The organism is Paracoccus beibuensis (assembly GCF_026162625.1).
GTDB classification, from domain to species: Bacteria; Pseudomonadota; Alphaproteobacteria; order Rhodobacterales; family Rhodobacteraceae; genus Paracoccus; species Paracoccus beibuensis.
Genome location: NZ_JAOTBD010000012.1, coordinates 58018 through 82936, shown reverse-complemented (window position 1 = coordinate 82936; position 24919 = coordinate 58018). Strand labels below are relative to the sequence as shown.

Here is a 24919-nt window from a genome sequence, read left to right as displayed (position 1 = left end):
GGCAGTGAACGGCCGTCACCGCCGCATAGGCGCGGATAGGGTTCATGCCATGCGCCCCTCGACCAACCGGATGACGTCCATCAGCCGGCAGGCATAGCCCCTTTCGTTGTCGTACGAGGCATAGATCTTTACCTGCATGCCGTTCCGCCCAAATCGTGCAGCAGCGCATTGGCGAAGATCGTCCGGGCGTATCTTCCGAGCAGATGAAGAGGACAACGTGGGTCTCTCCGTTCCGAGCGGCGCCACCAGGTTGGGCCACTCCCGTCCCAGATCCAGCGCCAGATAGCGAAGCAGCGCCTCGGTCCGCCCCAGGTCGACTGGATAATGCAGCGAACGTCCGTCGCGCCGCACCTGCGCCAGTCCGCAGTCGGTCTGGTCCGACAGGTGGTGGGACAGAGTGTTGGGCTTCATCGCCAGCGCCTGCGCGATCTCGGTCAGACGCACCCCGCGCGGGGCGAATCGCATCAGCAGCCGGAGAATGGCGAGACGGCAGGGATGGCCAAGAACGATTGTGCGGCACACTTTCCTTCTTCCGGAAAACCGGAAATCATCATGTCGTCGAGCGAAGTTTCCACGACGCCGTGACAGCCATCAGAGGGACAGGTGGCTTGACAGACCCTCCCGCACGATCAGATCCACCGCCTTCCCTGCGATCGGAGGAGCGATATGTAAGCCAACCTGTGCGGCCGCGGGTCAAAAGTGTGAAGCGGACATCGGTGCAGCCGGGCAGCTAAGTGTTCATGCCACCTTTTGTTCCACCGATCGGCGACCGCGCCTCTTCTTTTGACACGCGGGCTCGAAGCGTGCGGGATGCCTTGAGACAGATCGCGTCGATCATGATTGTCTCGGGCGCACGACACTGACCCGGCAGTCCGACCTGACGTCGCTCGGCGGCGGCGGGATCAAAGCCCACTGTGCCACGATCTCCCGGAGCATGATGGGCAATCTGGAGCGTATCCTCGTGCGCGCCCGACGAGATTCGTATCGATGGTGGGGAAAGCCTACGACCTTATCGACATTGTCTTGCCCTGTCCAGGAGCAGCGCGATCGATGGCGCGGACCCACCTTTCCAGCTTCTGTCTCGCGGTCGCAGCAACGCCGACCGTCCAGCGGATCTTCGTCAATTTGCCCCGGAAGCAACCTGCATGGCTGGGACGCCCGCAACTGCAGTCGTGAAGCTGTGACCGTAAGGGTCCGTCAATCCCGGGTCACCATGAGAGGTCGAGATATATGCAGTTCGAGCCTGCTACATTGACGTTCGGCATGTGGATCGGGGTCTCTGCCGCGCATGCGGAACCGCTTTCTGATCGAATGCAGATCGATGTCTCGCCCTATACGCCACGTTCGCAGGGCCGCAAGAGATCCTTGAGCGGTCGGAAGACCCTGAAGGACTGCGCCGCGTTCAACATCACGACGCCCGATCTCATGGTCTACCTGCCCGAGAACCCGAATTGTTCCGCGATGCTGGTGACCCCAAGTGGCTTGCGCGCGTGTCGTTTGCGCAAAGAGGCCGATGAGGTCGCACCGGCTCTGGATGAGGCCGGGACACGGTGTTCAGACTGCTTTACCGGCTCCTCGGCGACGGGCAGGCCACCAATGCACCAATAGCGGATGCGCAAAGGGCAATGCGGCTGATCCGCACCAATGCCTCCAAGTGGGGACTGGATGCCCCGCGCGTGCGGCGTGTTCCAAGTGTCAATGTGGGCCTGGACGGTGTGGCTTCTTGTGCGGCCCTGACGTGGCGCGGCGTGCTGATGTCGCATGACGCCTACATCTACGACGGGCGTGTCTCCAGCAGTTTCGGCACGCCGATGTGGCTGCCATATGCCTGATCTCTTTCGGAGTTTCAGTGTTCGGGTTGCAGTTCTTGCTGATCATCCTCGGAGCCGGAGACCCCGCAAGGGCCGCGAGTTTCGATGGTCGTGCGTTCTCAACTTTGTCGGACCTTGTCCCGCAGAATGTCCATACAAGCGTACTTCGCCCTGCATTTATCGAGCTGTATGCCGATTGCACGTTGACCAGAAACTGACGGTGGCACGATTCCGGCATCATCAACCTTTGCTGATTGCTTGAAATTGGGCGTTTGTCAGTTCCGGCCGGCATCGGCGCTTGATCATCCAGGCGAACTGCCACGAGAGGTTTCAGCCTAAGCGATGAATCCTTGCGACTGGAGGTCGTCCGCCACGACGCCCGCCGCGTATAAAGCTGCGCCGGAAGGACACACGAGGGCAGGGGACTGTGCGTGCTGCACGGCATCGCAGCTGTCGCCGACTCCTCGCGCAATCGATGGGCCGTCCTGAACTTTTCACGATCTTGCGCCATCTCGTCGAACGCCTGCGCAGGTCATTCTGGTCGTTTCAAGGTCCGGCAATCCACTGCTCCTGCTGCGGGACCCGCGTTCGTCGGATGGCATCACTTGACGAGGCCTCGATAGGGGACGCACGTTCCACTGGTCCGAAAAGACGAGAACATGGCCGAAAGAAGATGAACTGGGCGATCTCGCTGATGAGGGCAGGGTCCCTCGGGCCGCGGTGTGGTGTAGCTGGCCGTTGCGGGGATCTCGCTCTACTCGATCTTGCAGGGCGGCCAGGCGCAGGACACTTCGTCCGCCTTGGGCTGGCTTAGAACAGCTGGGGTGGCGGCATGGCCCTGTTCCTCATCCTGATCGGCATGTTTGCCTATGCGTTCCGGATGCCGCGTATGACCTGGAAGATCAAGGCAGCGACGGGAAGGGCATCGTCGCCCGCATCGGAATGCTGCACACGGGCGGCGTTCACCTGGGGATCGGTATCCTTGCCTTTCGCTGCTGTTTGGCAGCGGCGGCTCGGGCAAGGGGTCCAGCATCCCACGCCATGTCGGCGCGGTGATGCAGTGGCCGAAAGGGCGCTGGATCATCGGGGTCGGCGCGATCCTGATCCTGGCGACGGGCGCGTACTACGGGCGAAGGCGGGAAGAAAGAGTATAGCGAGCATCTTCGGGCAAGCCAATTCACCACGCGCTGGAAGCCAATCCTGAAGGCGGGTTTGATCGCGCATGGCCTCGTCATCGGGGTGATCGGGCTGCTCTTCCTGTTCGCGGTCTGGCGGGCGATCCGCAATCCGCCGGTGGCGCGGGCGAGGCATTCTGGTGGCTTTCGAACCAGGTCTACGGTCGGGTCCTGGTCGTTGCCGTATGTATCGGTCCGGTCGGCTTTGCCATCTTCCCCTTCTATCGCATCATTCCAAAGGCATCCGGCCCCGATACCGAAACCCTGGCCGCCAGGCCGGCCAGGTAGCACGCCTCATCCAGCGTCGCCTGCTGCGGTTCATGCCGAACGGCAGCGGCCGCGGCAGGACGGTCCGGAACGAATTCGCGCGGAGCAACGTTCGGCTTCGACAGTCAACGCGGGAAAGCAGAACCATGGCGGCTACGACCTTCCACGACGGCGCGGATGCAACGGTTCCCGGTCTGTCGACATTGAACCATTTTTCCGCAGCATTCTTCACCCTCACGCTGCTGACGGACGTCCTCTACATGCGGACAGTGGTGCTGATGTGGCAGGATTTCTCGTCGTGGTTGCTGTTCTTCGGTCTGATCTCGGGCGGGGTTGCCGTTCTGCTCTGGCTGATCGGCGTTGCGACCGGGCGGCCTCGCGTCGGCTGGGGCGTCGTCATCCTTCAAGTCCTGGTGCTCGTCCTCGCGGTGATCAACAGCCTGGTTCATGCAGGTGACGGCTGGACCGCCGTCGTCCCATGGGGGATCGGACTGTCGGCCGTGACCTGCGTGCTGATGCTTGTCGCCGCTGCGTTGGGTCGCCGGACGATGAACCGTCACCGCACATAAGAAGGACGACCCGCAGATGATGATTTCCAACCCTTCCTTGCAGCGGCTCGTGCTTTTGGGCGGCAGCGCCGCATTGGCGCTGGGGCTTGCGGCGCCGAGCGGCCACGCCCAGCAGAACGCTGCAGACGACTTCGACGTGACAAGCCAGATCGGCCCCGACCCGGTCCTGCCCGAACCGAATTTCGTGAATCTGCTCCCCAGCGTGAAGGTGGCCGAGGTCGTCGGTTGGGAAGAAGGTCAGACGCCGACCGTCCCCGAAGGACTGAGGGTCACCGCCTATGCCACCGATCTGGCCCACCCGCGCACCGTCCACACGCTGCCCAACGGCGACGTGCTGGTCGTGCAGTCGCGCGCCCCCGAAGGAAAGCCGAAGTACCGTCCCAAGGACTTCATCCGCGGCTGGATCATGTCGCTGGCGGCAGGCGGCGGCGGACCGCAGCCCGAGAGCAACCTGATCACCCTTCTGCGCGACACGGATCGCGATGGCGTCGTTGATGAGCGCCACGATCTGCTGACCGGGCTGCATTCCCCCTTCGGCGTCGCCTGGATCGACGATACGCTCTATGTGGCCGAGGCCGATGCGGTGGTCTCCTATCCCTATGCCTTGGGCGAGACTGCCATCACGGCCGAGCCCACGATGCTGTCGCCCTTGCCCGGCGGGCCGCTGAACCATCACTGGACCAAGGACCTGGCTCTCAGCCCTGACGGCACGATGCTCTATGCCTCGGTCGGCTCCAACTCCAATGCTGCCGAGAACGGGATGGAAGCCGAGAAGGGCCGCGCGGCCATCTGGCAGATCGACCGCGCCAACGGAGCGGCCAGGATATACGCTTCGGGGTTGCGCAACCCGAACGGAGTGACGTTCCACCCGGAAACGGGCGAGCTCTGGGCGGTCATCAACGAACGGGACGAGCTTGGCCCGAACCTGGTCCCGGACTACATGACTTCGGTTCAGGAAGGGGCGTTCTACGGATGGCCCTACAGCTATTTCGGTGATCATGTGGACGAACGTGTGCGCCCCGCCCGGCCCGACCTTGTCGCCGCTGCCGTCGCGCCCGACTATGCCCTGTCCAGCCACGTCGCGGCCCTCGGCCTCGCCTTCAGCAACGGCTCGGCGATGCCCGAGCCATATGCCAACGGCGCGTTCGTCGGGCAGCATGGCAGCTGGAACCGCGATGCGTTCAATGGCTACAAGGTCTCTTACGTGCCGTTCAGTGACGGGCGACCATCCGGCATGGCGCAGGACGTGGTCACCGGTTTCATCGACGGCGATCAGGCTCACGGGCGCCCCGTCGGCGTGGGCATCGACGGGACGGGCGCCTTGCTTGTCGCCGACGATGCCGGCAACACCGTCTGGCGCGTCGCAGCTGCGGATGGCGCGGTCACGGACGGTCCTGTCGGTAGCGACCGGGTCGAGGTGCCAGGCAACGCAACGACGTCTGCGACCGACCTGCCCGCGCCATTCGAGCCGCAGGGCGAGGCACCGACGGTGGAAACTGCACCGGGTTCGGGCGCAGAACCCCAGCCAGCGAACTGACAGCACGGGCGTCTTGTTCCGGCCTGGCCGCTGCTCCGCTCGATGAGCGGGGCAGCGGCTTGTCAGTCTGCTCGTCATCCGGGCCCGACAGGCTCTGTCGCGCAATGATCATGCCATTGTTGCAACACAGGTGGCGCTGCTGACCGTTGGCCGAAGGCGTGTCGAGGCGACGCCGTGACAGCCATGACCTGCGATCCGCCCGAGGCCTGTAAATGCAGACGTGCAGCGGATACCGCCAGGGGCAGTGTCGTCAAGGCGTCTGAAAGGAACGCAATGCCGACCTCTGCTGTCTGTTCATGACCCGCGATTGTTGCACCTTCCCAGCCTCGGGCGCAGGATCGGCGCTCTAGGACAAATCCTGCCTGCCTGATCGTAGGCGAATCCCTGGGGCTTTGCGGACCGGGTCTGGAAATGGTATCCATGGAAATGAGCGCGCCAGAACGGCGCCAATTGGATGGTGCAGTCATCGTTCAGCTTGCGCGGGAATCGGAGCATCGACCTCTTGGTGATGATCGGGCTGCCAGCCCCCTGCCTTATGATCCTGAAGAATGGAAGCGACGCGTGGCGGCCGCTCGCGTCCAGCGCGAAGAGGTCCTGCGGCAGCGTGCGGAAGAGCATCGGCGGATCGGCGGCGCCCAGATCGGTGGGCCGGCCGGGCCAACCGACTTGCTTGTCAACCTGCCGGACCGGGATGAGCCGGTGCTGGCGACGACTTTCTTGGGCAAGCAGCCCGAAGTTGCACGCGACATACCGCGTTCCGCGGATCCGCGCCGGATACTTGCGGGCTGGGCAAGGACAATGGGTCTCGACCGGTTTGCCTTGCGTCGGCATCCGATGCTGTTCGGGCTGGTCCTCGGGTGCCTGGCAGGCGCTTCTCTGGCCGGGCTTGCCGCAACCCGCCTCAACGGCCTGGGTTTGAGCAGCCGGATCGGACCATCTGTCTCTTCTGGTCCCTCCTTCGACGCTGCGGGTCTCCATCCACCCGAAATGATGGCGCCAACGGTAACCGTTTCGCCTGCAGGTCCCGGCACAGCACCGGCTGCCGATGCGCACAAGACCACGTTCGCGTCGCTCGATGTGGTGATTGCCCCATCGGCGCATGGGCTGGCACTGCCTGTCCTGTCGGCTGCGACCGCCCTGCCACGCCTGCCAGACGTCTCTGCACAACCTGCCGCGCTGGAGCGACCAGCGTCGACAACCACCCATGAGGTCGCAGCGCTCAGTCAAGGTCGGCAGGCTATCTTCGTCTCGAGGTCCCAGATGATCCGTCTCCAGACGCCGGCAAGGGACGCCAGCCCCCGACAGCTGCTGTCCACTTCAGGACCGGCGGAAATGCGGTTGGCCGTTTATGCCCCGGAACGCCTGCCCGCCGAACTGCGAGAGCAGGCCATGGCCCATCTTGCACAAACAGGCTGGACGCCAGAAGAGGCTTCGACGCCGTTCACGATCGGCGAGACTCATGTCCGGTACTTCCACCCGCAGGATCAGGCGGCAGCCGAGGACTTGGCCGCCTTGCTCGACACTGCAGCACGCGATTTCGTCAGTTTCACCCCGTCTCCCGAAGAGGGTTACCTGGAACTCTGGCTAGGGGGGCGAGGAGCCCCCCAGAAGGCCAATCCGGTCATGATGCGCGAACCTGTGCCAGCTTCAGCCGAGGCTGATGGGAGGAGAAGCGCCACGAGGGCGCCGCAGGTAGCTGCCAAAGCCGAACCGGCCGTTCCTGGCAGGGGGGACGACGAATGGCTGCGAACTCCGAAGGCTCGCAGTTCGGCGGCTGTCGGAAGCCGCGCACAAGGTTCCGGCGGGACCAGCCTCGGCAGATCTGATGGACGCATCGGTGAGGGCAAAGCTGGCGACTACGGATGGAATGCCGGCAGCAGCGGGAGCGGTGCCAACAGCGGTGGCAGCAGCCGCGGTGGGAGCAGTGGCAGCGCAGGGAGCGACAGCGGCAGAGGAACCAGCGGCGGCAGCGGGAATGGCGGTGGCAACGGTAATGGTGGTGGCAATGGGAACGGCGGCGGCAACGGGAACGGCGGGGGCAACGGGAACGGCGGGGGGAACGGGAAGGGCGGGGGCAACGGGAACGGCGGTGGGGGCGGCAATGGAGGTGGCAAGGGCGGCGGGGACTGAACGTGTGCCCGGCGCCGTGCAACCCTTGCCAAGGTAGCCACCGTTGAGGATCGCAACCTCGACCGCATGAAGCATGGATTGGCGCGCGCGCTTCTTCCCTTCGCATCAGGGTCAGCCTGCGCCGTCGCCGCGCCTGGCGGGGCTGATGTATCTCCAGCATGCCTTCAAGCTGTCGGACGAGGCCGTCGTCGCCCTTTGGGTCGAGAAGCCGTATCATCAGCACTTCACCGGCGAGACGTTCTTCCGGCACCGCCCGCCGATCGATCCCTCGTCGCTGGTGCGCTGGCGCAAGCGGATCGGCGAGGAAGGAGTGGAGTGGCTGCTGACCAGGACCCCTTGAAGCAGGCCGAGCCGCCGGCGCGGGCGGCGACAAGAGCCTGAAGCGGGTCGCGGTCGACACAACCGTGATGGAAAAAGCCATCGCCCATCCCACGGATGCGCGGCTTTCCGAGCGGGCGCGCGCACGGCTAGTGGGGTTGGCGAAGGAAGCCAGGATCGATCTGCGCCAGAGCTACGCCCGTCTTGCCCCGCGACTGGCCCTTCAAGTCGGGCGGTATGCCCATACCCGGAAAATTCTAGCGCATGCCCAAGGCCCTGCGTCAGATCAAGAACTTTGCTGGAAGGCTCTGCCGGGACCTGCGCCGCCACTCGCAGGACATTTCCGAAGGTCCGCTGCGCGGACGGGTGCTGGAGGCGCTCTGGCTGGTCGGCCGCCTGCTCGAGCAGACGCCGCAGAGCAAGAACAGGGTCCATTCCCTGCACGAGCCGGAGGTCGACAGCATCTCCAGGGGCAAGGCCCGCATCCGCTACGAGTTCGGCACCAAGGTCAGCCTCGCCACAACCCTCGACGGAGGCCTCGCTGTCGGCGCCCGCAGCTTCCCCGGCAACCCCCACGACGGCCATACCCTGGCGCCTGCGCTGGAACAGGTCGCCATCCTGACCGGCCAGGTGCCGGCTCTGGCCGTGGTCGGCCGCGGCTATCGCGGCCACGGCGTGGAGACGGCCAGGGTCCTGATCAGCGGCACGAGACGCGGCATCACCCCCGCTATCGGCCAAGCTCATCAAGCGACGAAGCGCCCTCGAGCCTGAGATCGGGCACATGAACACAGGCGGTCGCCTCGCCAGGCGCCCGCTGAAAGGCCGCATCGGCGATGCCGTCCTCTGCGCCTGCGGCCACAACATCCGCAAGATCCTCGCCCGTATGAGGGTTCGTTGGTGTCTGCTGCTTCACCTGACCAAGGCCAGTATCTGGCGCGAAAGACACTACCAGAGCTTCGCGCTGGCCGTCTGACACAGTTGTTCAGGCCGGACTGAATAGCCTCGTTCAGCGCCTCGACGCAGAAGTCGACGTCCAGCGTGTTTGAGATCCGCCAAGCCAGCACCCTGCGAGTGAACCAGTTCTTGATCGCCACGATCCTGTGGCGCTGAGCCTCAGCCACCAGTGGCGCGGTGCGCGCCTATCGGCCCGCCAGACCCGCACCGCACCGCTGGTCGCAGCCTTCGGCGAATGGCTCCAAGCGCAACGTCGCAAAATCCCGCTTGGGCGAAAAGCTGACCTACATCCATAATCACTGGGACGGGTTGCAAACCTTCCTGACCGACGGGCGCATCGAGATCGGCTCCAACAGGGTCGAAAACCTGATCCGCCCCATCGCCCTCAATCGCAAGAATGCGCTCTTCGCCGGCCTTGACGAGGGCGGCGTCGCGTGGGGCCGCATCGGGTCACTGATCGGAACCTGCAAGATCAACGGCGGCGAGCCCTTCGCCTACCTCAAAGCCACCCTGACGGCGATCGCCAACGGCCACCCGCAAAGCGACATCGATGACCTGCTGCCCTGGAACTTCAAGTCGTCAAGCTGAACGGCCGGTGATCCCAGCAAACGCTTACTCTCCGCTACGACCCGCGCCTTCACCTCATCTGGCCACTTTCGATCCCGACGGCTGCGGCCGTTAACCGGGAGAAACTTCAATGCAGGCTCCATGGAGAAACTCCATTCCAACACGCATTCCGGTCCAATGAACCGATCAGGACGCATATTGGAAGGTGGGACCAATCTACGCTTGCGGTTTTGCTCCGTCTCACCCGATGGCTCGTGGGAGAACGACGAGCGTGAGATCGGCAGAAGGCGGCACTGCGCCCGAGATGGTCCCGCTCAATCATCGCGCGCCTCATCTGCCGGTCCACGGCTTGAGCATCAGTGAAAATATCGTTGGCGACGACCAACTCTCCGATCTTGGCGCGCAGTGACCGGCCTGTTTCTTCATCCACCTCCGCAGGCGTTCGGCTGCCCCGCGCGAAGATATCCGCAGCGCGGCCCAGCAGCAATTTCTTCCACGGGTGGTCATCGTCGGATGCACGCCATATCCGGCCGCCAGCTCCGACACCGTGCGCGCGCCCTCAACGGCCTCCAGCATCACACGGGCCTTGAAGCCCGCGTGGTGGTTTCCGCGCTTGGGCATTCCGGATCTCCACGTCTTTGGAGATCAGCAAACGGAAGATCGTAGCTTCCGTCACTGTCCGATTTGCGGGGAGGAGCACATGCGGCGCAAGTTTGAACTGCCGTCAGTTCGCAACGTCGAGAGGCCATCGCAAGGCTAGATGCGCGCTTGCTGCTGCAGGACCCTCACCTGTTCTGCAGTAAGATAGCCGGTCTCGGCAAGGCCATTGTCACCCTGCCAGCGGCCGATGGCACCTCGTGTCGCCGATCCGAATACCCCATCGGCTTGTCCGTTCAGGTAGCTCAAGCCGATGAGCTGTTGCTGGATCTTCACCAGTTCAGTCCGCGTCAGCCCCAGCAGGTCTTCGTCGATCGCTGCCGCGCGGCGTCCTGTCGTCTCCGAGTTGCGCGCCGTGGCATCGGCACGAAGCGATTTGACCTGCGCCGCCGTCACATAGCCTGTCGCGCGCTGGCCCTTGTTGCGCTGCCACGCCTTGACGGCGTCACGCGTTCCAGAGCCGAACAGGCCGTCCACCCCCTTCGGGTCATATCCCAGCGCATCAAGGTCGCGTTGTATCTGCGCACGCTGCGTCCGCGTCAGACCAAGGTTCAGTTCTGCTTGTGCAGCCGATATGGCAGGATCTTCCAGGGTCGGTGCCGCTGGAGCGGGCGCTGCCGTTGCCCGCCCGAGCAGCACAGGAAGTTGCCGCCTGGTCAGATATCCGGTGCCATCAAAGTCGTTGGCGGTCTGCCACGCCCTGATCGCCCGCCGCGTCCCCGATCCGAAGTCACCGTCGATGCCGGACCTGTAGAACCCACGCGCGGCAAGTTCGCGCTGGACGTCAAGGCGGTTCGCCTGTGTCAGTCCAAGCTGTGCCTCGGCTCTCGCTCCCTCACTGTCTGCGGCCGCCCTGGCCTCTAGCTGCGCCAACTGGTCGCGCGCCCTTTGCGCATTCGGACCGCCCGGATACGTGTTCAGATATTGCCGGTAGGCAGCCGCAGATCCGTTCTCGATGACGCCCTCCCATAGCGCCCTCTCTTGCGCGGCCTGCTGTTGTTCAAGAACGTTCCTCGCGATGGTGCCTACGACCTCGCCCAGGTCCGGCTCTGCGTAAGCGGAATGTCCGTGCACGGACATGATGCCCACGGTGATTGCGGCTAGGAAATTCGGCTTCACCATCTTGTCCTCCTGCTCCGGCATATAATGATGTGTGGAAACAGACGCCGGCAATCCGGATCAATCCGGCAAGTCGCACACAGGTTCCCGCTGTCAATGATTCCTGGCCGATAGGTGGCGTCAACCAACCGCGGCGCTTGCGGGCCGATCAAGCTCTTTCGCCCTAGCAGGCAGTTCTTCCGCCGATGCGCGATCGCTTCGATGGCCGGAAGATGTGCCTGCGCTGCTTCTTCGCCAAGAGTATGTGCGGGAACGCCTTTCGCCTGCGAATTCGAATGGTTGCGCCGGCAGACGCCGGCTGAGAGAAGACGATTGTCTGCCAGGGAAAGTTGGCGCCTTTCAGTGGCTCGCGGGCCTCTCGCCATCCAATGAGTATAGTCGCGTTGCGACACGCCTTCCAGCAACTGCCATCGAATTGTCCGAAGATCGGCAGAAGCGGAATATGCGCCGTCTCTTGCGCAGCAACCTTCGACCAGCCGACCAGCTTGATCACCACGGATGCGACAAAGCGGCCCCAGCCCGACGTTGCTTGCAACCTGCCAAGCGCCGATTTTTAACCGACCCCGTCGCGGCTGATCGACGCCTGCGATATCGACATCTCCTGCACCCACGCGCTTGGCGGACGCTTGTGTCTGCGTGTGTCAAAGTCATTGGCGCGTCGCGGCCGCTGCGGACGGCACGGCAAGGCGGTCGCTGCGGACGGCACGGCAAGGCGGTCGCTTTGGTCCTTCTGTCAATCTCGTAAACGACGAGGATGGAATTTCCCACCTCGTCGTTTCCGTATGAAGATCAGCCTAACGCGAGCTGCCGCCCAAAAGCTTGTTCAGCAGCCGTGAGAATATCGAGCCACCGTTTCGCGCCGGTGGATGCGACTCCTGGCTTCTCCCATGCGTTGCTGTCGCAGGTGGCCGCGATTCCGCAGCCGCTGGCGCGGCGCTTTGCCTTGCCGCAGTCGGCTCGGGCTTGGCCTGTCGATTGGCTGCATGGGTGGCGATGGCATCCATCAGTGGCGGCGACAACGTGTCGTAGGGCGTAAGCCCCAGCTCGCGGAGCCGCTCGCGGATGCCGTCCATACGTGAGGGATCTACCCCGGATTCGATGACAGAGCTGACAAATGCCGCGAATTCGGGAGCGGACCATCCGTCTGCGTCCGACAATTCCGTATGAACAAAGTCCAACCCATAGAACGGATGGTCCTTGTTCTCGATCCGGCCATACATGTGAACGCCGCACTCGCTGCAGGCGTAACGCTGGATCGGCGCGTCCTTGTTGACGACCTGCAGCTTGTCGCCGTTCTCCAGGATCTCGATGGCATCGCGCGACACGACGGCCACTTGGCTGAAGATGGCGCCCTGGGGCTTCCAGCACTTGGTGCAGCCGCAGACATGGTTGTGCGCCGTCTGCGCCCCGACGCGGACCTTGACGGGCCTGCTGGCGCAATGGCACGTCAGGACGCCGCCGGAAAAGTCCGGGTTGCTTCGCCTGACGCCGTTGTCGACTGCAGGATGAATTTTCACGGTTTGTGTGTTCGCCATGGTCCTCTCCTCCGATGACCAAATCAGCTCAGCCTCTCCCGCGTGGGAGAGATCGACAAGATAGCAGAAAGTTGCAGATGCATGACGGCCTGCATCTGGTCGAGAAAGATCGGCAGCCAAGCCTCACCAGCAGTTCCGGTCACGCCTCGGAAGCCAGCTGCTGGCGGCAGAGCGATGCGCCCCGGCAGCACGGGCCAGAAAAGGGCGGCCGCCGTCGATCAGGCGCGAAGGAACCCCGGCCCCGGCACCACGCGTCCCCGCGAAGTGACAGGCCTGCTTGACGGTCTCAAAACATCGCAACGATACGCGCCGGGCCGCCGGTGCCGCCGCGGTGTTTGGGTGCGCCGATGAAGATCGTGGCGCCGGCCGCCGGAAGCACATCCAGATTGGCCAGCCCTTCGATCCCGAAGCGCCCTGCAGGCAGCCAGGAAGAGTGGACGGCAAAATCGGAGGAATTGCCGGGATCCAGGGACAGGGTGTCGACGCCGATCGAGGCGGCCCCCGTCTCGGCCAGCAGATCCGTTGCGGCCTTCGAGAAGCCTGGGAAGGCCAGGCTGCCATCGGGAAGGTTCCTCCACGACGGATCACCCATTCGCGCCGACCAACCGGAATTCATAGCCACGCATGCACCCGCGGGGATGGCGCCATGGGCCGATATCCACGCCTCGATATCGGCCGGTTCGACCACCGCGTTCGGCTCCTCGGCGGCCTTGTCCTTGATGTCGACGACGCAAAGAGGGGCGATCAGGTTTTCGACCGGCAGCAAATCGACCGACGCGCCGCCTTCCGCGAAATGCAGCGGGGCGTCGATATGCGTGCCGGTATGTTCGAAGATGGTCAGCTTGAAGAGGTGATACCCATCCGGGTCGAAACTCTTGTCCACCTCGTAGAGAATGCCGGGCTTGCCGTCGAAGGTCGGAAAGTCGCTGTCATAGCTGTGCGTCAGGTCGACCACGCGCCCCGTGGCCTGCGCCAGCGCGGGTCTTGCAGACAGAACCCCTGCGGCAGCCCCCATTGCCGCGGTTGCCGCAGCCCCCGAGAACAGGCTGCGGCGCGAAAGCATGTGGCGTTTCACGTCCTCGATCAGGCAGGCGGTGCACATCTCCGGTGTCCTTGTCCAAGCTGCTTCATCGAACTCCCGCAAGATCGGTGCTGTCAAGCGTCGCGTGCCGGGCGATGTCGCTCTGCAGTCTTTCCAGGCAAGAAGTCTGGCCGGAGAACGTGGTGCAGGTGGACGCTCAGGCTCCTCTCTCGGCTGCGGACTGTCGCGCTGCAATGGGCACTCGAGCGGTGAAACCGGCCAAGTCGAATGAAATACGCGGCGCACTGCTTTTCTCGCGGCGATTGTGTCGTTGGCAAGCGACGGGGGTAGGTGTGGCGCGGTACGCAGGCGACGGGCGACAGCGCCGGCCGATTCGGTCGCATTGGCCGGCCTGGGCGGCCACTTTGTGTTGGTGTCGATCCTGAGGCTGGCGCCGATCCAGGCATCGACATCGGGATCAGCCTCGCCCTCGGACCAAGTCTGCCACGCGCCCGCGTTCGGTTGCGCGTCTTGCTTGTGGCGTGCTTCCGCTTCCGGCTGGCTCGTCGCGACTGCCCTCTACTATGCGCTGTTGGCCGGCAGCCCCGCGTGCATTCACTCGGGTCCGGGGATTGTTGACGCGGACAGAGCGGTACGGTCGTTCCGGGCCAGTTCGCCGGAGCAATCTTGCCGCTGGCGGTATCGCACCGTCCGGGACCAAAACAACGAGAGGCGCCGCAGGTCGGTTTTCCTCCGGCAGGACGGAGCTGCGGCCCGGCGCCGGCAAAGCAGCGCCAGGATGACGGTCAAGGGGCGGTCGTTGCGATGGCCGCCACCGCGCCGCCGGCACCTGTGGCGATCTGCAGCCCGGCCCATTCCTTCGCGGCGTCGTTGCGGGCCGAGGCGGCCTGCAGTCGGGCCGCGGCGCGCTGGCGGTCGGCGTCGAGCAGATCGACCAGGGGCAAGGCGCCTGCCTCGAAGTTCGTCCGGGCAAGGTCGTAGGCTCGGTTGTAGGACTGCGCCGCCTCGTCCAGGGCCGCCACGCGCTGGCGGTAGCGGCGCAGGTTCGACTGACTGGTCTGCACGTCCTCGACCGCCGACGCCACCTGGCTGCGCCATGCCAGATCCGCCTGCCGCGCCTCGGAGATGCGCCGGGTGCGGGTGGCCTGCAGGATGCCCTGGTTCGCCACTGGCAGGCTGATCCGGGGGCCGAAGCCCCAACTGTCCGACCCCCCGGTGTCGCTGACGGTCCCGCTGAGCGAGAGCGACGGCAAGAGATCCGCCGTCGCGACCCCGACCTCGGCCAGCGCCTGAACGAGATCCTGCTGCGCAGCACGGACGTCGGGACGGTTGCGCAGCAGCTCTGCCGGAACGCCGGTGCCCGGACCGGGCGGAATGCGCAGCGCGCCGCTGCCGTCCTGCATCCGCGTCATCAGCGGGCTTGCCTGCTGGTTCAGCAGCGTCGAAAGGCGATAAACCTGCGCGTTGAAGAGCGCCTCGTAGTTCGGCAGGTCGGCGCGAGCCGTCTGTAGCAGCGCGCGGGTCTGGGCGATGTCGTAGTCTGTCGCCAAACCCAGCGACAGCATGTCGTTCGTCACCTCCAGCGTGCTTTCCCGGGCGCGGATCGTGTCGCGCGTCAAGGCCAGCGCCTGCTGATAGAAGCGGGCGTCGGAATAGGCGCTGATCACCTCGGCCAGCCAGGCCAGGCGGGTGACCTGCACCTGCGCTTCGGCCGAGGCATAGGCCGCGGCGGCGCCCTGGCGGGCCCGCCGCGCGCCACCGAAGATGTCGAAGACGAAGCCCGCAGACAGGTTGGCGCTGCTGGTATAGCTGTCGGCGCGGCCATCGCCCCCCGACCGGACGCGGCTGGCCGAGGCGGGCTCTCCGCTGATCTGGGCGGCCAGCGGCTGGGTTGCCTGCAGGTCGGCGGCGGCGGCGCGGATGCGTTCGTTCGCCGCGATGATGTCCAGGTTGGTGCCAAGCCCCTGCGCGATCAGCCTCGACAGCGTCGGGTCCTGGTAGCCGGACCAGAAGGCGTTGGTGCCCACCTGTCCTGCCGGGGCGGCCTCGCCTTCGGCGAAGCTGTCCTGCACGCGCGCGTCCGGCAGTTCCGTGGGATCGGGCCCGACGGCGGCGCAGGCGGACAGCATCAGCGCCGCCGTCAGCGACAGCGCCTTTGAGTGGCGTGGGAAGGTCACGAGGTCTTTTCCTTTCTCGAGAAGATCGAGCGCAGCTTCAGGACGGCGACATAGAAGACCGGCACCAGGAAGATCCCGATGACGGCGGACGACGCCATGCCGCCCAGAACGCCGATACCGATCGAGTTCTGCGCCCCGGCACCTGCACCCGAGGCGATGGCCAGCGGCAGCACGCCCAGCATGAAGGCGAAGGTGGTCATCAGGATCGGCCGCAGTCGCTGGCGTGCCGCGATCAGGGCGGCCTCGATGACGGTCTTGCCCTCGTGCACCTGGGCCTGGGCGAATTCCACGATCAGAATCGCGTTCCGCGCGGCCAGACCGATGGTCGTCAGCAGGCCCACCTTGAAGTAGACGTCATTCGACTGCCCGAAATAGAGCGCGGCCGCCAGCGCGCCCAGGATGCCGACCGGCACGGTCAGCATGACCGCCAGCGGCACGGTCCAGCTTTCGTAGAGTGCGGCCAGCGACAGGAACACGACCAGCGCCGACAGCGCGAACAGCAATGGCGCCTGGTTGCCCGACAACCGTTCCTGGTAGGACAGGCCGGTCCAGGCGGTGCCGTAGTTGCCGTCGAGATCGGCCACCATCTGCTCCATCGCGTTCATGCCGTCGCCCGAGGACAGTCCCACGGCAGCGGAACCGCTCAGTTCAAGCGCACGGGTGCCGCCATAGCGGGCCAGCGCCTGCGGTTCCTGTTCCCACCGCTGGTCCGAGAAGGCGCCGAAAGACACCATCTCGCCCTGCGCGTTGCGCGCGTACCAGCGGTTGATGTCCTCGGGCTGGGACCTGGCATTGGCCTCGCCCTGAACGACCACCGGCCGCAGATCATTGCCGAGTGCGAAATCGTTGACGTCGCGGCCGGCGAAGATGACCGACAGCATGGCGTTCACCTCGGGGATGGACAGCCCGAAGGCCGCAGCCTTCTGCTGGTCGATGTCGAGCCGCAGCGCCGTCTGGGTCGTCGCCTCGTTTCCGCGCAGGCCGGTGACGCGGCCGTCGGCCTGGGCATTGGCGACCAACTGGTCGGCCGCGGCTGTCAGCGCCTCTTGCCCGGCGCCCGCCTGGTCGATCAGGTACATGGTGAAGCCCGACGAGGTGCCGAGGCCCTGGATCGCGGGCGGCTGCAGCACGAAGATCTGCCCCTGCCGGTTGGTGGTGAAGAAGTACCCGTTCGCCCGGTTCACCAGGGATGCAATGTCCAGCCCCTCGCGCTCCTCGTAGTCGCGCAGCTTCATGAAGACCATCGCATTGTTCTGGCCGCTTCCACCGAAGCTGAAGCCCAGGACCGAAAAGACGGATTCCACCGTCTCGCTTTCCTCGTTCAGCAGATAGCCTTCGACCTTCTCGACCAGCGCCCTGGTCTGTTCGGTGGTCGAGCCGTCAGGTCCTTGGATAATGACCAGGGCGACGCCCTGGTCCTCATCGGGAAGGAACGATCCGGGCAGACGATCGAAGAGGGCGTAGACCCCGAAGCCGATGGCGGCCAGCACGATCAGCATCCGCATCGGACGCTTGACCAGCCGCGTCACCACGCCGACGAAGCCATCCGTGGTGCGGTCGAGGTTGCGGTTGAACCAGCGCGCCGGTGCGATGCCGTCGCCATGCCTGCGCGGCTTCAGAAGGCTGGCGCACATGGCGGGCGTCAGGATGACGGCGACGCCAAGCGACAGCACCATGGCCGTGATGATGGTGATCGAGAACTGTCGATAGATCACGCCCGTCGCGCCGGTCATGAAGGCCATCGGCAGGAACACCGCCGACAGGACCAGCACGATGCCCACCAGGGCGCTGGTGATCTCGTCCATGCTCTTTTCGGTGGCCTCGACGGGCCCCAGACCCTCTTCCTCCATCACGCGTTCGACGTTTTCCACGACGACGATGGCGTCATCGACCAGAAGGCCAATGGCCAGCACCATCGCGAACATCGTCAGCGTGTTGATGGAATAGCCCGCCGCCGCCAGCACCGCGAAGGTGCCCAGCAGCACGACCGGGATGGCGACCACCGGGATGATCGTCGCGCGCCAGCTTTGCAGGAAGACCAGGATCACCAGGAATACCAGCACCACGGCCTCGGCCAGGGTATGATAGACTTGGTTGATCGATTCCTCGACGAAGGGCGAGGTGTCGTAAGGATAGATGATCTCGACCCCGGCAGGCAGGGATCCTGCCAGTCCGTTGATCGTCTCGCGCACGGCATGGGCGGTGTCGACCGCGTTGGCGCCGGTCGCCAGGTTCACGGCGAAGCCAGCGGCCGGGTTGCCGTTGTGGCGCGAGGCGCCGCCATAGCTTTCCTGCCCGATCTCGATCCGGGCCACGTCGCCCAGGAAGACGGTCGAGCCGTCGGGATCGACGCGCAGCAGGATGCTCTCGAATTCCTCGACGGTGGACAGCTGTGATTGCGCCGACACGGACACGGTCAGCCGCTGGCCCTGCGCCGCGGGCTGCGCGCCCAGGTCGCCTACCGTGACGTTGGTGTTCTGCGCCGCGACGGCGGCGGTCACGTCGGCAGGCGTCACCTGGTACTGGACCATCTTCATCGGGTCCATCCAGATGCGCATCGCATAGCCCGACCCGAAGGTGTTGATCGACCCCACGCCCGGCGTGCGCTTGACCGGGTCCTCGATCAGCTGGGCGATCAGGTCGCCAAGCTCGACCGTGGTATAGCCGCCGTCGGGCGCCGTCAGCGCCCCCACCAGAAGGATCGAACTGGTCGAGCGCGCAACCTGCACGCCCTGCTGCTGCACCACGTCGGGCAGCTGCGACGTCACCAGCTGCAGCTTGTTCTGCACCTGCACCTGCGCGATGTCGGCATCGACCGTGTCGTCGAAGGTCAGCGTGACCGAGGCCGAACCCGGCGTCGAGTTCGACGTCATGTAGATCAGCCCGTCGATGCCGGTCATGGCATCCTCGATGACGGTCGTCACCGAGGACTCGACGATCTCGGCCGAGGCGCCGTTATAGGTCGCGCTGACGCGCACCGTCGTCGGCGCGATTTGCGGATATTGCTCGATCGCCAAGGTGTTCAGGCCAAGCGCGCCAACCAGCATGGTGACGAGGGCCAGCACCCAGGCGAAGACCGGGCGATGAATGAAAAAGCGTGCCATCGGTCCTTACTCCGTCGCGGGCGCGTCGGCAGGCGCGTCGCCTGCCGGTTCTGCGGGGGCCGGTTCTGTGGTGGCCGGCGCTTCGGATGCCGGCTCATCGGATGCCGGCGCCGCCGCGGCGCCGTCCTGCGTGGCGGCATCCGCGGGGGGCGCGATGTCGCGCACCACGCCGTTCTCGTCGAAGGTGACGGGAACGGTGACGACCTCGGCGCCTTCCGCCAGGCCGGCCAGCCCGTCGACGACCAGCATGTCGCCTTCCTCGATCCCGTCGGTTACGATCCACTGGTTCTGGTAGGTACCGTCCTCGGTCAGTCGACGCTGGCTGACCTTTCCGTCCTCGACCACCCAGGCCGAGAGGTTGCCGATCTTGTCGCGGACGGCCGCCGACTGCGACACCAGGAATGCGGGCGTCACGCCCAGTTCCACCTGGCCACGCAGGAACATGCCCGGCAGCAGCAGGTTGTTCGGGTTGTCGAAGCGGAACCGCGTGTCGATCGATCCGGTCGAGGTCGAGACCGTCACGCCCGGCGCCACAAGTTCGCCTACCGCCTGGTAGGTCTGGCCGTCCTCGAGCGTCAGCTTGGCGTTCAGCTCGTCGTTCAGGCGCAGGTTGCCCGCGCCGATGTCGTCCAGAAGGCTCAGGAAGCGGGCGGCGGGTTCGTACATGTCGACCTCGATCGGGTCGAGCTGGATCACCGTCGCCATGGCGTCGGCCTGTCCCGCCGTCACAAGATCGCCGACCGAGGTTTCGGAAACGGTGGCGATGCCGGCGATGGGGCTGGTCACGGTGGTCCATCCAAGCTCGGCCCGGGCCAACGTCAGGGCGGCGGCAGCCGACTGCACCGCCGCGCGAGCCTGGTCCAGCGTGGCGCGCGCCGTCTCGACCTGGGCCTGCGTCGTGCCGGACCCCAGAAGCTGTTCGGTCCGGCTATAGGCCGATTCCGCCTGCGTCACCTGCGCCTCGGCCGAGGCGACCTGCGCCTCGGCGCTGGCGAGGTTCGCCTGATAGGTCGTGTCGTCGATCTTGAACATCGGGGTGCCGGCATCGATCGGCTTGCCGGGCTGGTAGAGGATGTCGGTCACGATGCCGCCGACGCGCGGACGGATGTCGGTCGAATTCGCGGCCACCGCCCGGCCGGGCAGGGTGACGATGCGCGGCACGTCCTGCAGCGCCACCTCGACCACGCCGACCTGCTTGGGGGGCATCCCTTCCGGGGCCTGCGCCACGGCCGGCTGCGTCAGGAACATTGCCGCGGCCATGACCGTCCCGGCGTTAAGGCTGAACTCGCGCATCATGTGAACTATCCCGATCTTGCCCCGAAGGCACCATGTTTGGTGCGCTCATTGCACAATCCTGCGGAGTGTGCAATGTTTGCTTTCACTGCAATAGGGGGTTGCACGAGAAATGAATACCAATCTTCGCGACCGCCGTCGCCGCGAGACCGCGCGAGAGATCCAGATGGCCGCGCTGAACGTCGCGCTGCGCATGGGCTATGGCACCGCGACGACCGAGGCGATTGCGGCCGAGGCGGGCATCAGCCCGCGCACCTTCTTCAACTATTATTGCAACAAGCAGGCGGCAATCCTGGGCCAGCCCCCGGCCCTGGATGTCGAGGCGGCAAGCTGGATCGTCACATCGAACGGGTCGCTGATCGACGACATCTCGCGGCTGCTGGGGAACATGCTGTGCGAAGACCGCCCCGACCGGGCCCTGCTGCAGCGGATCATCGAAGTCGTGGACCATACGCCCGAACTGCTGGCGGTCTTTCGCAAGAGCATGGACGAGATGGCGCTGGCCCTTGCCGGTCTGCTGGAGGCGCGGCTGGGGCGCGACATGGCCTTCGAGGCGCGGCTGCTGGCGGAACTGGGAACGCACGCGCTGTCGAACTCTGTCAGGGCTTGGGCCGAGGGCACGATCAGCAGCGACGACGACATCCGGGCGATGACCCGCGAGCAGCTGGAAAGGGTTGCGGCGCTTCTGTGCTAAGCGTCAGAAGCGCAGGCGGGTCCGACGTTCCAGCGCGTCCTGCGTGATGTCCAGATCGCTGCCGATCTGTGCCGCCGCGCCTTCCAGCAGAACCGACCCGAAGCCGCTGTCGGCCTGCTGCTCGGGACGCTCGGCGGCATAGGTCTCGATCCAGTCGAGGACGATCTGTTCGTCGATCACCCGCCATGCCACCGTCAGCCTGCCCTCGACCGGACCGAGGACGCCGTACTTGAAGGCGTTTGTCGCAAGCTCGTGCAGGATCAGCGACAAGGGCACGACGCGGCCCGGAAGCACCACCGCACCGTCACCGTCCAGCACGATCTCGGCGCCGCGATAGGGCGCCAGCGAGGTGTCGATCAGCCGGCGCAGCTCGATCTCGGCGCTGCTGCCGCGTTCCGTGGTCAGGCTGTGCGAATTGGCCAGGGCCGAAATGCGCTCGCATACCTGCTCGACCACCTCCTGCGCATCGTCGGTCTCGCGGCCCGCCATGCGCAGCATCGCCGAAATTTGCGTGAAGAGGTTCTTGACCCGGTGGTCCATCTCGGAAATCACCGCCTCGCGCAGCTTGGCGGCGGATTGCGCGGCCGTCACGTCGACCATGACCCCCAGGACCTGCGCCTCGTCGCCACCGAAACGCTCTCCGGCGGCTTCAAGGCGCACGTTCGACAGCGCCTTCGCCGATGGCGACAGCACGCGACGGAACGGCGTGCCGACCATGCAGGCGGCCATGTCCTCTTGCAGACCGTCGCGATCCTCGGGGGCGATCAGGGCCGCAAAGGCCGGCAGGGGCAGGCGGGCGGTCTGCCCGATCCCCAGCAGGTTGGAGCTGTCGTCGATCGTCAGCGTCTGGCCATCGCTGTCCAGGTGCCACACCGTGATCCGCGCCATCGAGCGGACGGCCTTCAGGCGTTCGTCCTGGCGCTCGACCTCGACCCGCAGGTCGCGCAGCGCCGTGACATCCTCGAAGACCAGCATGGCGCCGTCCAGATGGCCGTCGGCGCCGCGATAGGGCTTCGCATCCACGCGCCAGGCGCGTTCCCGGCCCTGCTCGTGAAGCTCGGTCCCCTGCGCCTCACCGCGGCGGACGACATCGGCCGCCATCTGCTGCAGGATGTCGCTGCCGAAGACGTTGGACACATCGGCCAGCGGCCGGCCGTGGTCCGACCGGCGCAGCGGAAAGATCTGCAGCGCGGCGGCCGTGAAGTTGCGCACTCGCACGTCGCGGTCCACAACCAGCAGCGGGATCTTGGTAGCCGAGAAGAAATTCTGCAGATCGCTGTTCGCTGCCGTCAGGTCGTCGATCTTGGACTTCAGCTCGTCGTTGACGGTGCTCAGCTCCTCGTTCGTCGACTGAAGCTCCTCGTTCATCGACATCATTTCTTCGTTGGAGCTCTTCAGCTCCTCGTTCGCTGTCTCGAGCTCTTGAACGGCACCGTGCAGCTCGATCCGCGTCAGGCGCAGCCGCTCCTCCAGAAGGTCGGCCCGCGATTCGGTGACGCGCAGCTCGTCGGCGTCGTCGGAAAGCTCGGCCTTGCCCTGAAGGCCGGCTTCCTGAAAGACGATCAGGATCGTCCTGTCGGGCAGGGGCTCGACGAAGAGCGTCACAGGCTGCGCGCCGATATCCGACCGCGCCAGCAGATCGCGCACGATCACCGCCCTGCCGCTGGAGGCCACCTGTTCAAGCGCGGCTGTCACAGGCTCCTTGAGGCCTGAATGGACAATTGACGCAGCCAGCGCGGGCTGGCGGGCCGTCGGGTCGACCGACAGGAACCGGCCAAGCCGCCCGGCCGTCCAAAGCACCTCGCCGGTGGGCGACACCTGCAGCGCTGCTGGTGCGAAGCGGTCCAGCACCCGACGCTGCGCCGCCAGTCCATGGTGGCTGGTGCGACCGTTGCCGTTGCCGGTGGTCCGCGCGATGCCTCCGCGGTCGGCGTCGGACCGGGTGAAGGGCAGCGACAGCGGCAGGCGAGCCGGCATCTCGTCGCGCTGGTAAAGGCGGGCAGGACGGTCCAGCTCGGCGAAATGCGCCGATTCCCGGCGCACCCCTTCCGAGGGGCCAAGGAACAGGAAGCCCCCCGGCCGCAGCGCATAATGGAACAGCGGCAGCACCCGCGACTGCAGGTCCTCGTCAAGGTAGATCAGCAGGTTCCGGCATGAAATCAGGTCGACTCGCGCGAAGGGCGGGTCGCGCAGCACGCTGTGCAGCGAGAACCGCACCCGGTCGCGCAGGTGCGGCGTGATCTGCATCAGCGCGTCGCGATGCGTGGTGTAGGGGGCGCGAAGCCGTTCGGGAATATCGGCAAGCGCGCTGATCGGATAGGTCGCGGCGCGGGCAACCTCGACCATCTTCTTGTCGATGTCGGTGGCAAAAACCGTGAGGCGCGGGCGCAGGCCGGCGGCACGCATCTCGGAATCGATCAGCATTGCGACGCTGTAGGCTTCCTCGCCACTGGAGCAGCCGGGCACCCAGACCCGCAGCTCCTCTCCCTCGGCGCTGGCGACCATCGGCCGGATCGCCTTGTCGCGCAGCGCCTCGAACAGCTCCGGATCGCGGAAGAAGCGGGTGACGTTGATCAGGAACTCGTTGACCAGTGCGTCAACCTCGACCGGGTCACGCTGCAGGTGGTCCAGGTATTGCCGCGTGTCGGTGATGTTCAGAACCTGCAGCCGCCGCCGGATGCGCCGCACCAGGGTGGACATCTTGTAGCCAGAGAAGTCGTGGCCGCTGCGTTCCAGCAGCAGCTTGCAAATGCGGCGCGCGTCGGCCAGCAGCACGTCCTCGGCCAGTTCGGCGTCGCTGGAGCCGAAGAACTGCAGGATCGCCGGGACGATCCGGTCGGGCGGCAGGACGAAATCGACCAGGCCGGTCGCCTCGGCCGATAACGGCATCCCGTCATAGCGCGCAGTGCGGGGTTCCTGGACCACGCACATGCCGCCGTTTTCCTTGATCGCCCGCAGTCCCAAGGTGCCGTCGGCACCGGTCCCCGACAGGATCACACAGGCGGCCGAGGCGCCGCGGTCTTCGGCCAGGCTTTCGAAGAAGTCGTCGATCGGGCGGCGCAATCCGCGCGGCTGGTCGAAATCCGTCAGCCGCAGCAGGCCGTCGCGGATCAGCATCCTTGATCCGGGCGGGATGGTATAGACATGGCCGGCCTGCAGCCGCATCCCCTCGGTCGCCTGCTGGACGGTCAGCGCGGTGCGGCGGTCCAGAAGTTCGGCCAGGACGCTGTCATGGTTCGGGTCCAGATGCTGGATCACCACATAGGCGGCGGGATCGTCGCGTTGGGCGTCGCGCAACAGGTCGTGCAGCGCCTCGAGCCCGCCGGCCGAGGCGCCGATGCCGACCACGGCGAAATCGTCGCGCTGCCGCGACTGCTGGAAAGAGACGTCATTCATCGCGCACCGCGATCCGTGCGAGCGTGCTGACCGACCGCGCCAGCAGCGCAGATGTATCCGAGAGGATCAGACCGAACTGCGCCGCCGCCACCCGCAGGTCGCCCACGCTGCGGGTCAGCGCGGCGTCGTTTTGCCGCTGCGCGGTGGCGCGGTCGGCGACGCTCTGGTCAAACTGAGAGGCAATGACGAAGCGGACCCGTCCGTCCTGCCCACGCAGCTTCGACATGAAGACGAGGTTCGTGAACACCCGACCCTGCCGCGTGCGGTTCAGGACCGGAAACCGCCCGTCGTCGCGATCGTCCGCGTGCAGGAACCGGGTCATCTCCCGAACCTGTTCGGGCGGAGTGTCCGGCGTCCGAAGAAAGCGGCAGTTGCGGCCATGAACCGCGTCTGCGTCATATCCGCTCAGGCGGAAGAAGGCATCATTGGCCAGGCAGAGCGGCATGTCTGGGGCATCCGCGGTGGCCAGTGACAGGGCGACTGTCGATCGGGCGATCTGAGCGCGCAGGGCTTCCGGTAACTCGGCTTCGGGCATAGGCATCCTGTGGTGGCAGGATGATGCCCGCCGCTGGCG

Annotated in this window: 16 protein-coding genes and 3 pseudogenes; 9 read left to right on the top strand and 10 right to left on the bottom strand. The window is 65.6% G+C overall.

Annotation, left to right across the window (positions count from 1 at the left end):
- Positions 1–42: 42 nt before the first annotated feature.
- Positions 43–465, bottom strand: a complete 423-nt coding sequence (locus OC159_RS10025; RefSeq protein ID WP_265501009.1) for an ArsR/SmtB family transcription factor — start codon at positions 463–465, stop codon at positions 43–45.
- A 765-nt stretch (positions 466–1230) separates the two neighbouring features.
- On the opposite strand from OC159_RS10025, the gene OC159_RS10020 reads away from it, so the two are divergent.
- From OC159_RS10020 to OC159_RS09990, 8 genes and pseudogenes are all read left to right on the top strand, one after another.
- Complete coding sequence (locus OC159_RS10020; RefSeq protein ID WP_265501008.1) at positions 1231–1608, top strand: hypothetical protein; 378 nt, start codon at positions 1231–1233, stop codon at positions 1606–1608.
- Positions 1609–1625: 17 nt separating this feature from the next.
- Positions 1626–1832, top strand: a complete 207-nt coding sequence (locus tag OC159_RS10015; RefSeq protein ID WP_265501007.1) for a hypothetical protein — start codon at positions 1626–1628, stop codon at positions 1830–1832.
- Between the two features lie 1154 nt (positions 1833–2986).
- Entirely contained in the window at positions 2987–3274 is a 288-nt protein-coding gene (locus OC159_RS20170; protein ID WP_407674091.1) for a DUF1206 domain-containing protein, read from the top strand.
- Positions 3275–3399: 125 nt separating this feature from the next.
- Positions 3400–3822 (top strand): DUF2231 domain-containing protein, encoded by a 423-nt coding sequence (locus tag OC159_RS10010; RefSeq protein WP_265501006.1) that lies wholly within the window; start codon positions 3400–3402, stop codon positions 3820–3822.
- Between the two features lie 16 nt (positions 3823–3838).
- Entirely contained in the window at positions 3839–5359 is a 1521-nt protein-coding gene (locus OC159_RS10005) for a PQQ-dependent sugar dehydrogenase (RefSeq protein ID WP_265501005.1), read from the top strand.
- A gap of 420 nt (positions 5360–5779) precedes the next feature.
- Positions 5780–7489: a hypothetical protein gene (locus tag OC159_RS10000; protein WP_265501004.1), complete on the top strand. Its 1710-nt coding sequence runs from the start codon at positions 5780–5782 to the stop codon at positions 7487–7489.
- Between the two features lie 76 nt (positions 7490–7565).
- Positions 7566–8780, top strand: a pseudogene (locus OC159_RS09995) (IS5 family transposase); the annotation flags it as partial.
- A gap of 160 nt (positions 8781–8940) precedes the next feature.
- Positions 8941–9349 (top strand): annotated as a pseudogene (locus tag OC159_RS09990) (IS66 family transposase); the annotation flags it as partial.
- A 735-nt stretch (positions 9350–10084) separates the two neighbouring features.
- On the opposite strand, the gene OC159_RS09985 reads toward OC159_RS09990, so the two are convergent.
- From OC159_RS09985 to OC159_RS09955, 7 genes and pseudogenes are all read right to left on the bottom strand, one after another.
- Positions 10085–11107 carry a peptidoglycan-binding domain-containing protein gene (locus OC159_RS09985; RefSeq protein WP_265501003.1) on the bottom strand — a complete coding sequence of 341 codons (1023 nt, stop codon included), beginning with the start codon at positions 11105–11107 and terminating at the stop codon, positions 10085–10087.
- Between the two features lie 160 nt (positions 11108–11267).
- Positions 11268–11597 carry a hypothetical protein gene (locus OC159_RS09980; RefSeq protein ID WP_265501002.1) on the bottom strand — a complete coding sequence of 110 codons (330 nt, stop codon included), beginning with the start codon at positions 11595–11597 and terminating at the stop codon, positions 11268–11270.
- A gap of 469 nt (positions 11598–12066) precedes the next feature.
- Positions 12067–12639 (bottom strand): annotated as a pseudogene (gene gfa, locus OC159_RS09975) (S-(hydroxymethyl)glutathione synthase); the annotation flags it as partial.
- Positions 12640–12925: 286 nt separating this feature from the next.
- On the bottom strand, positions 12926–13966 hold the full coding sequence (locus tag OC159_RS09970; RefSeq protein ID WP_322626722.1) for a cyclase family protein: 1041 nt from the start codon (positions 13964–13966) through the stop codon (positions 12926–12928).
- A 500-nt stretch (positions 13967–14466) separates the two neighbouring features.
- Positions 14467–15858, bottom strand: coding sequence for an efflux transporter outer membrane subunit (locus OC159_RS09965; RefSeq protein ID WP_265501001.1), 1392 nt, complete (start codon positions 15856–15858; stop codon positions 14467–14469).
- Positions 15855–18962: an efflux RND transporter permease subunit gene (locus OC159_RS09960; protein WP_265501000.1), complete on the bottom strand. Its 3108-nt coding sequence runs from the start codon at positions 18960–18962 to the stop codon at positions 15855–15857. Before OC159_RS09960 ends, OC159_RS09965 begins: the two co-directional genes overlap by 4 nt.
- 6 nt (positions 18963–18968) lie before the next feature.
- Positions 18969–20258 carry an efflux RND transporter periplasmic adaptor subunit gene (locus tag OC159_RS09955; RefSeq protein ID WP_265500999.1) on the bottom strand — a complete coding sequence of 430 codons (1290 nt, stop codon included), beginning with the start codon at positions 20256–20258 and terminating at the stop codon, positions 18969–18971.
- 109 nt (positions 20259–20367) lie between these two features.
- On the opposite strand from OC159_RS09955, the gene OC159_RS09950 reads away from it, so the two are divergent.
- Positions 20368–20949 (top strand): TetR family transcriptional regulator, encoded by a 582-nt coding sequence (locus tag OC159_RS09950; RefSeq protein WP_265500998.1) that lies wholly within the window; start codon positions 20368–20370, stop codon positions 20947–20949.
- A gap of 3 nt (positions 20950–20952) precedes the next feature.
- Here the strand turns inward: OC159_RS09950 and OC159_RS09945 are convergent, their stop codons facing one another.
- Positions 20953–24345, bottom strand: a complete 3393-nt coding sequence (locus OC159_RS09945) for a chemotaxis protein CheB (RefSeq protein WP_265500997.1) — start codon at positions 24343–24345, stop codon at positions 20953–20955.
- Complete coding sequence (locus OC159_RS09940) at positions 24338–24880, bottom strand: PAS domain-containing protein (protein WP_265500996.1); 543 nt, start codon at positions 24878–24880, stop codon at positions 24338–24340. The genes OC159_RS09945 and OC159_RS09940 overlap by 8 nt, the downstream gene beginning before the upstream one ends.
- Between the last annotated feature and the right edge of the window lie 39 nt (positions 24881–24919).

Bases quoted from the DNA above. Each gene is read 5' to 3' on its own strand.
- OC159_RS10025 (WP_265501009.1), bottom strand. From the start codon at position 465: ATGCGATTCGCCCCGCGCGGGGTGCGTCTGACCGAGATCGCGCAGGCG.
- OC159_RS10020 (WP_265501008.1), top strand. From the start codon at position 1,231: ATGCAGTTCGAGCCTGCTACATTGACGTTCGGCATGTGGATCGGGGTC.
- OC159_RS10015 (WP_265501007.1), top strand. From the start codon at position 1,626: ATGCGGCTGATCCGCACCAATGCCTCCAAGTGGGGACTGGATGCCCCG.
- OC159_RS10010 (WP_265501006.1), top strand. From the start codon at position 3,400: ATGGCGGCTACGACCTTCCACGACGGCGCGGATGCAACGGTTCCCGGT.
- OC159_RS10005 (WP_265501005.1), top strand. From the start codon at position 3,839: ATGATGATTTCCAACCCTTCCTTGCAGCGGCTCGTGCTTTTGGGCGGC.
- OC159_RS10000 (WP_265501004.1), top strand. From the start codon at position 5,780: ATGGAAATGAGCGCGCCAGAACGGCGCCAATTGGATGGTGCAGTCATC.
- OC159_RS09985 (WP_265501003.1), bottom strand. From the start codon at position 11,107: ATGGTGAAGCCGAATTTCCTAGCCGCAATCACCGTGGGCATCATGTCC.
- OC159_RS09960 (WP_265501000.1), bottom strand. From the start codon at position 18,962: ATGGCACGCTTTTTCATTCATCGCCCGGTCTTCGCCTGGGTGCTGGCC.
- OC159_RS09955 (WP_265500999.1), bottom strand. From the start codon at position 20,258: ATGATGCGCGAGTTCAGCCTTAACGCCGGGACGGTCATGGCCGCGGCA.
- OC159_RS09950 (WP_265500998.1), top strand. From the start codon at position 20,368: ATGAATACCAATCTTCGCGACCGCCGTCGCCGCGAGACCGCGCGAGAG.
- OC159_RS09945 (WP_265500997.1), bottom strand. From the start codon at position 24,345: ATGAATGACGTCTCTTTCCAGCAGTCGCGGCAGCGCGACGATTTCGCC.
- OC159_RS09940 (WP_265500996.1), bottom strand. From the start codon at position 24,880: ATGCCCGAAGCCGAGTTACCGGAAGCCCTGCGCGCTCAGATCGCCCGA.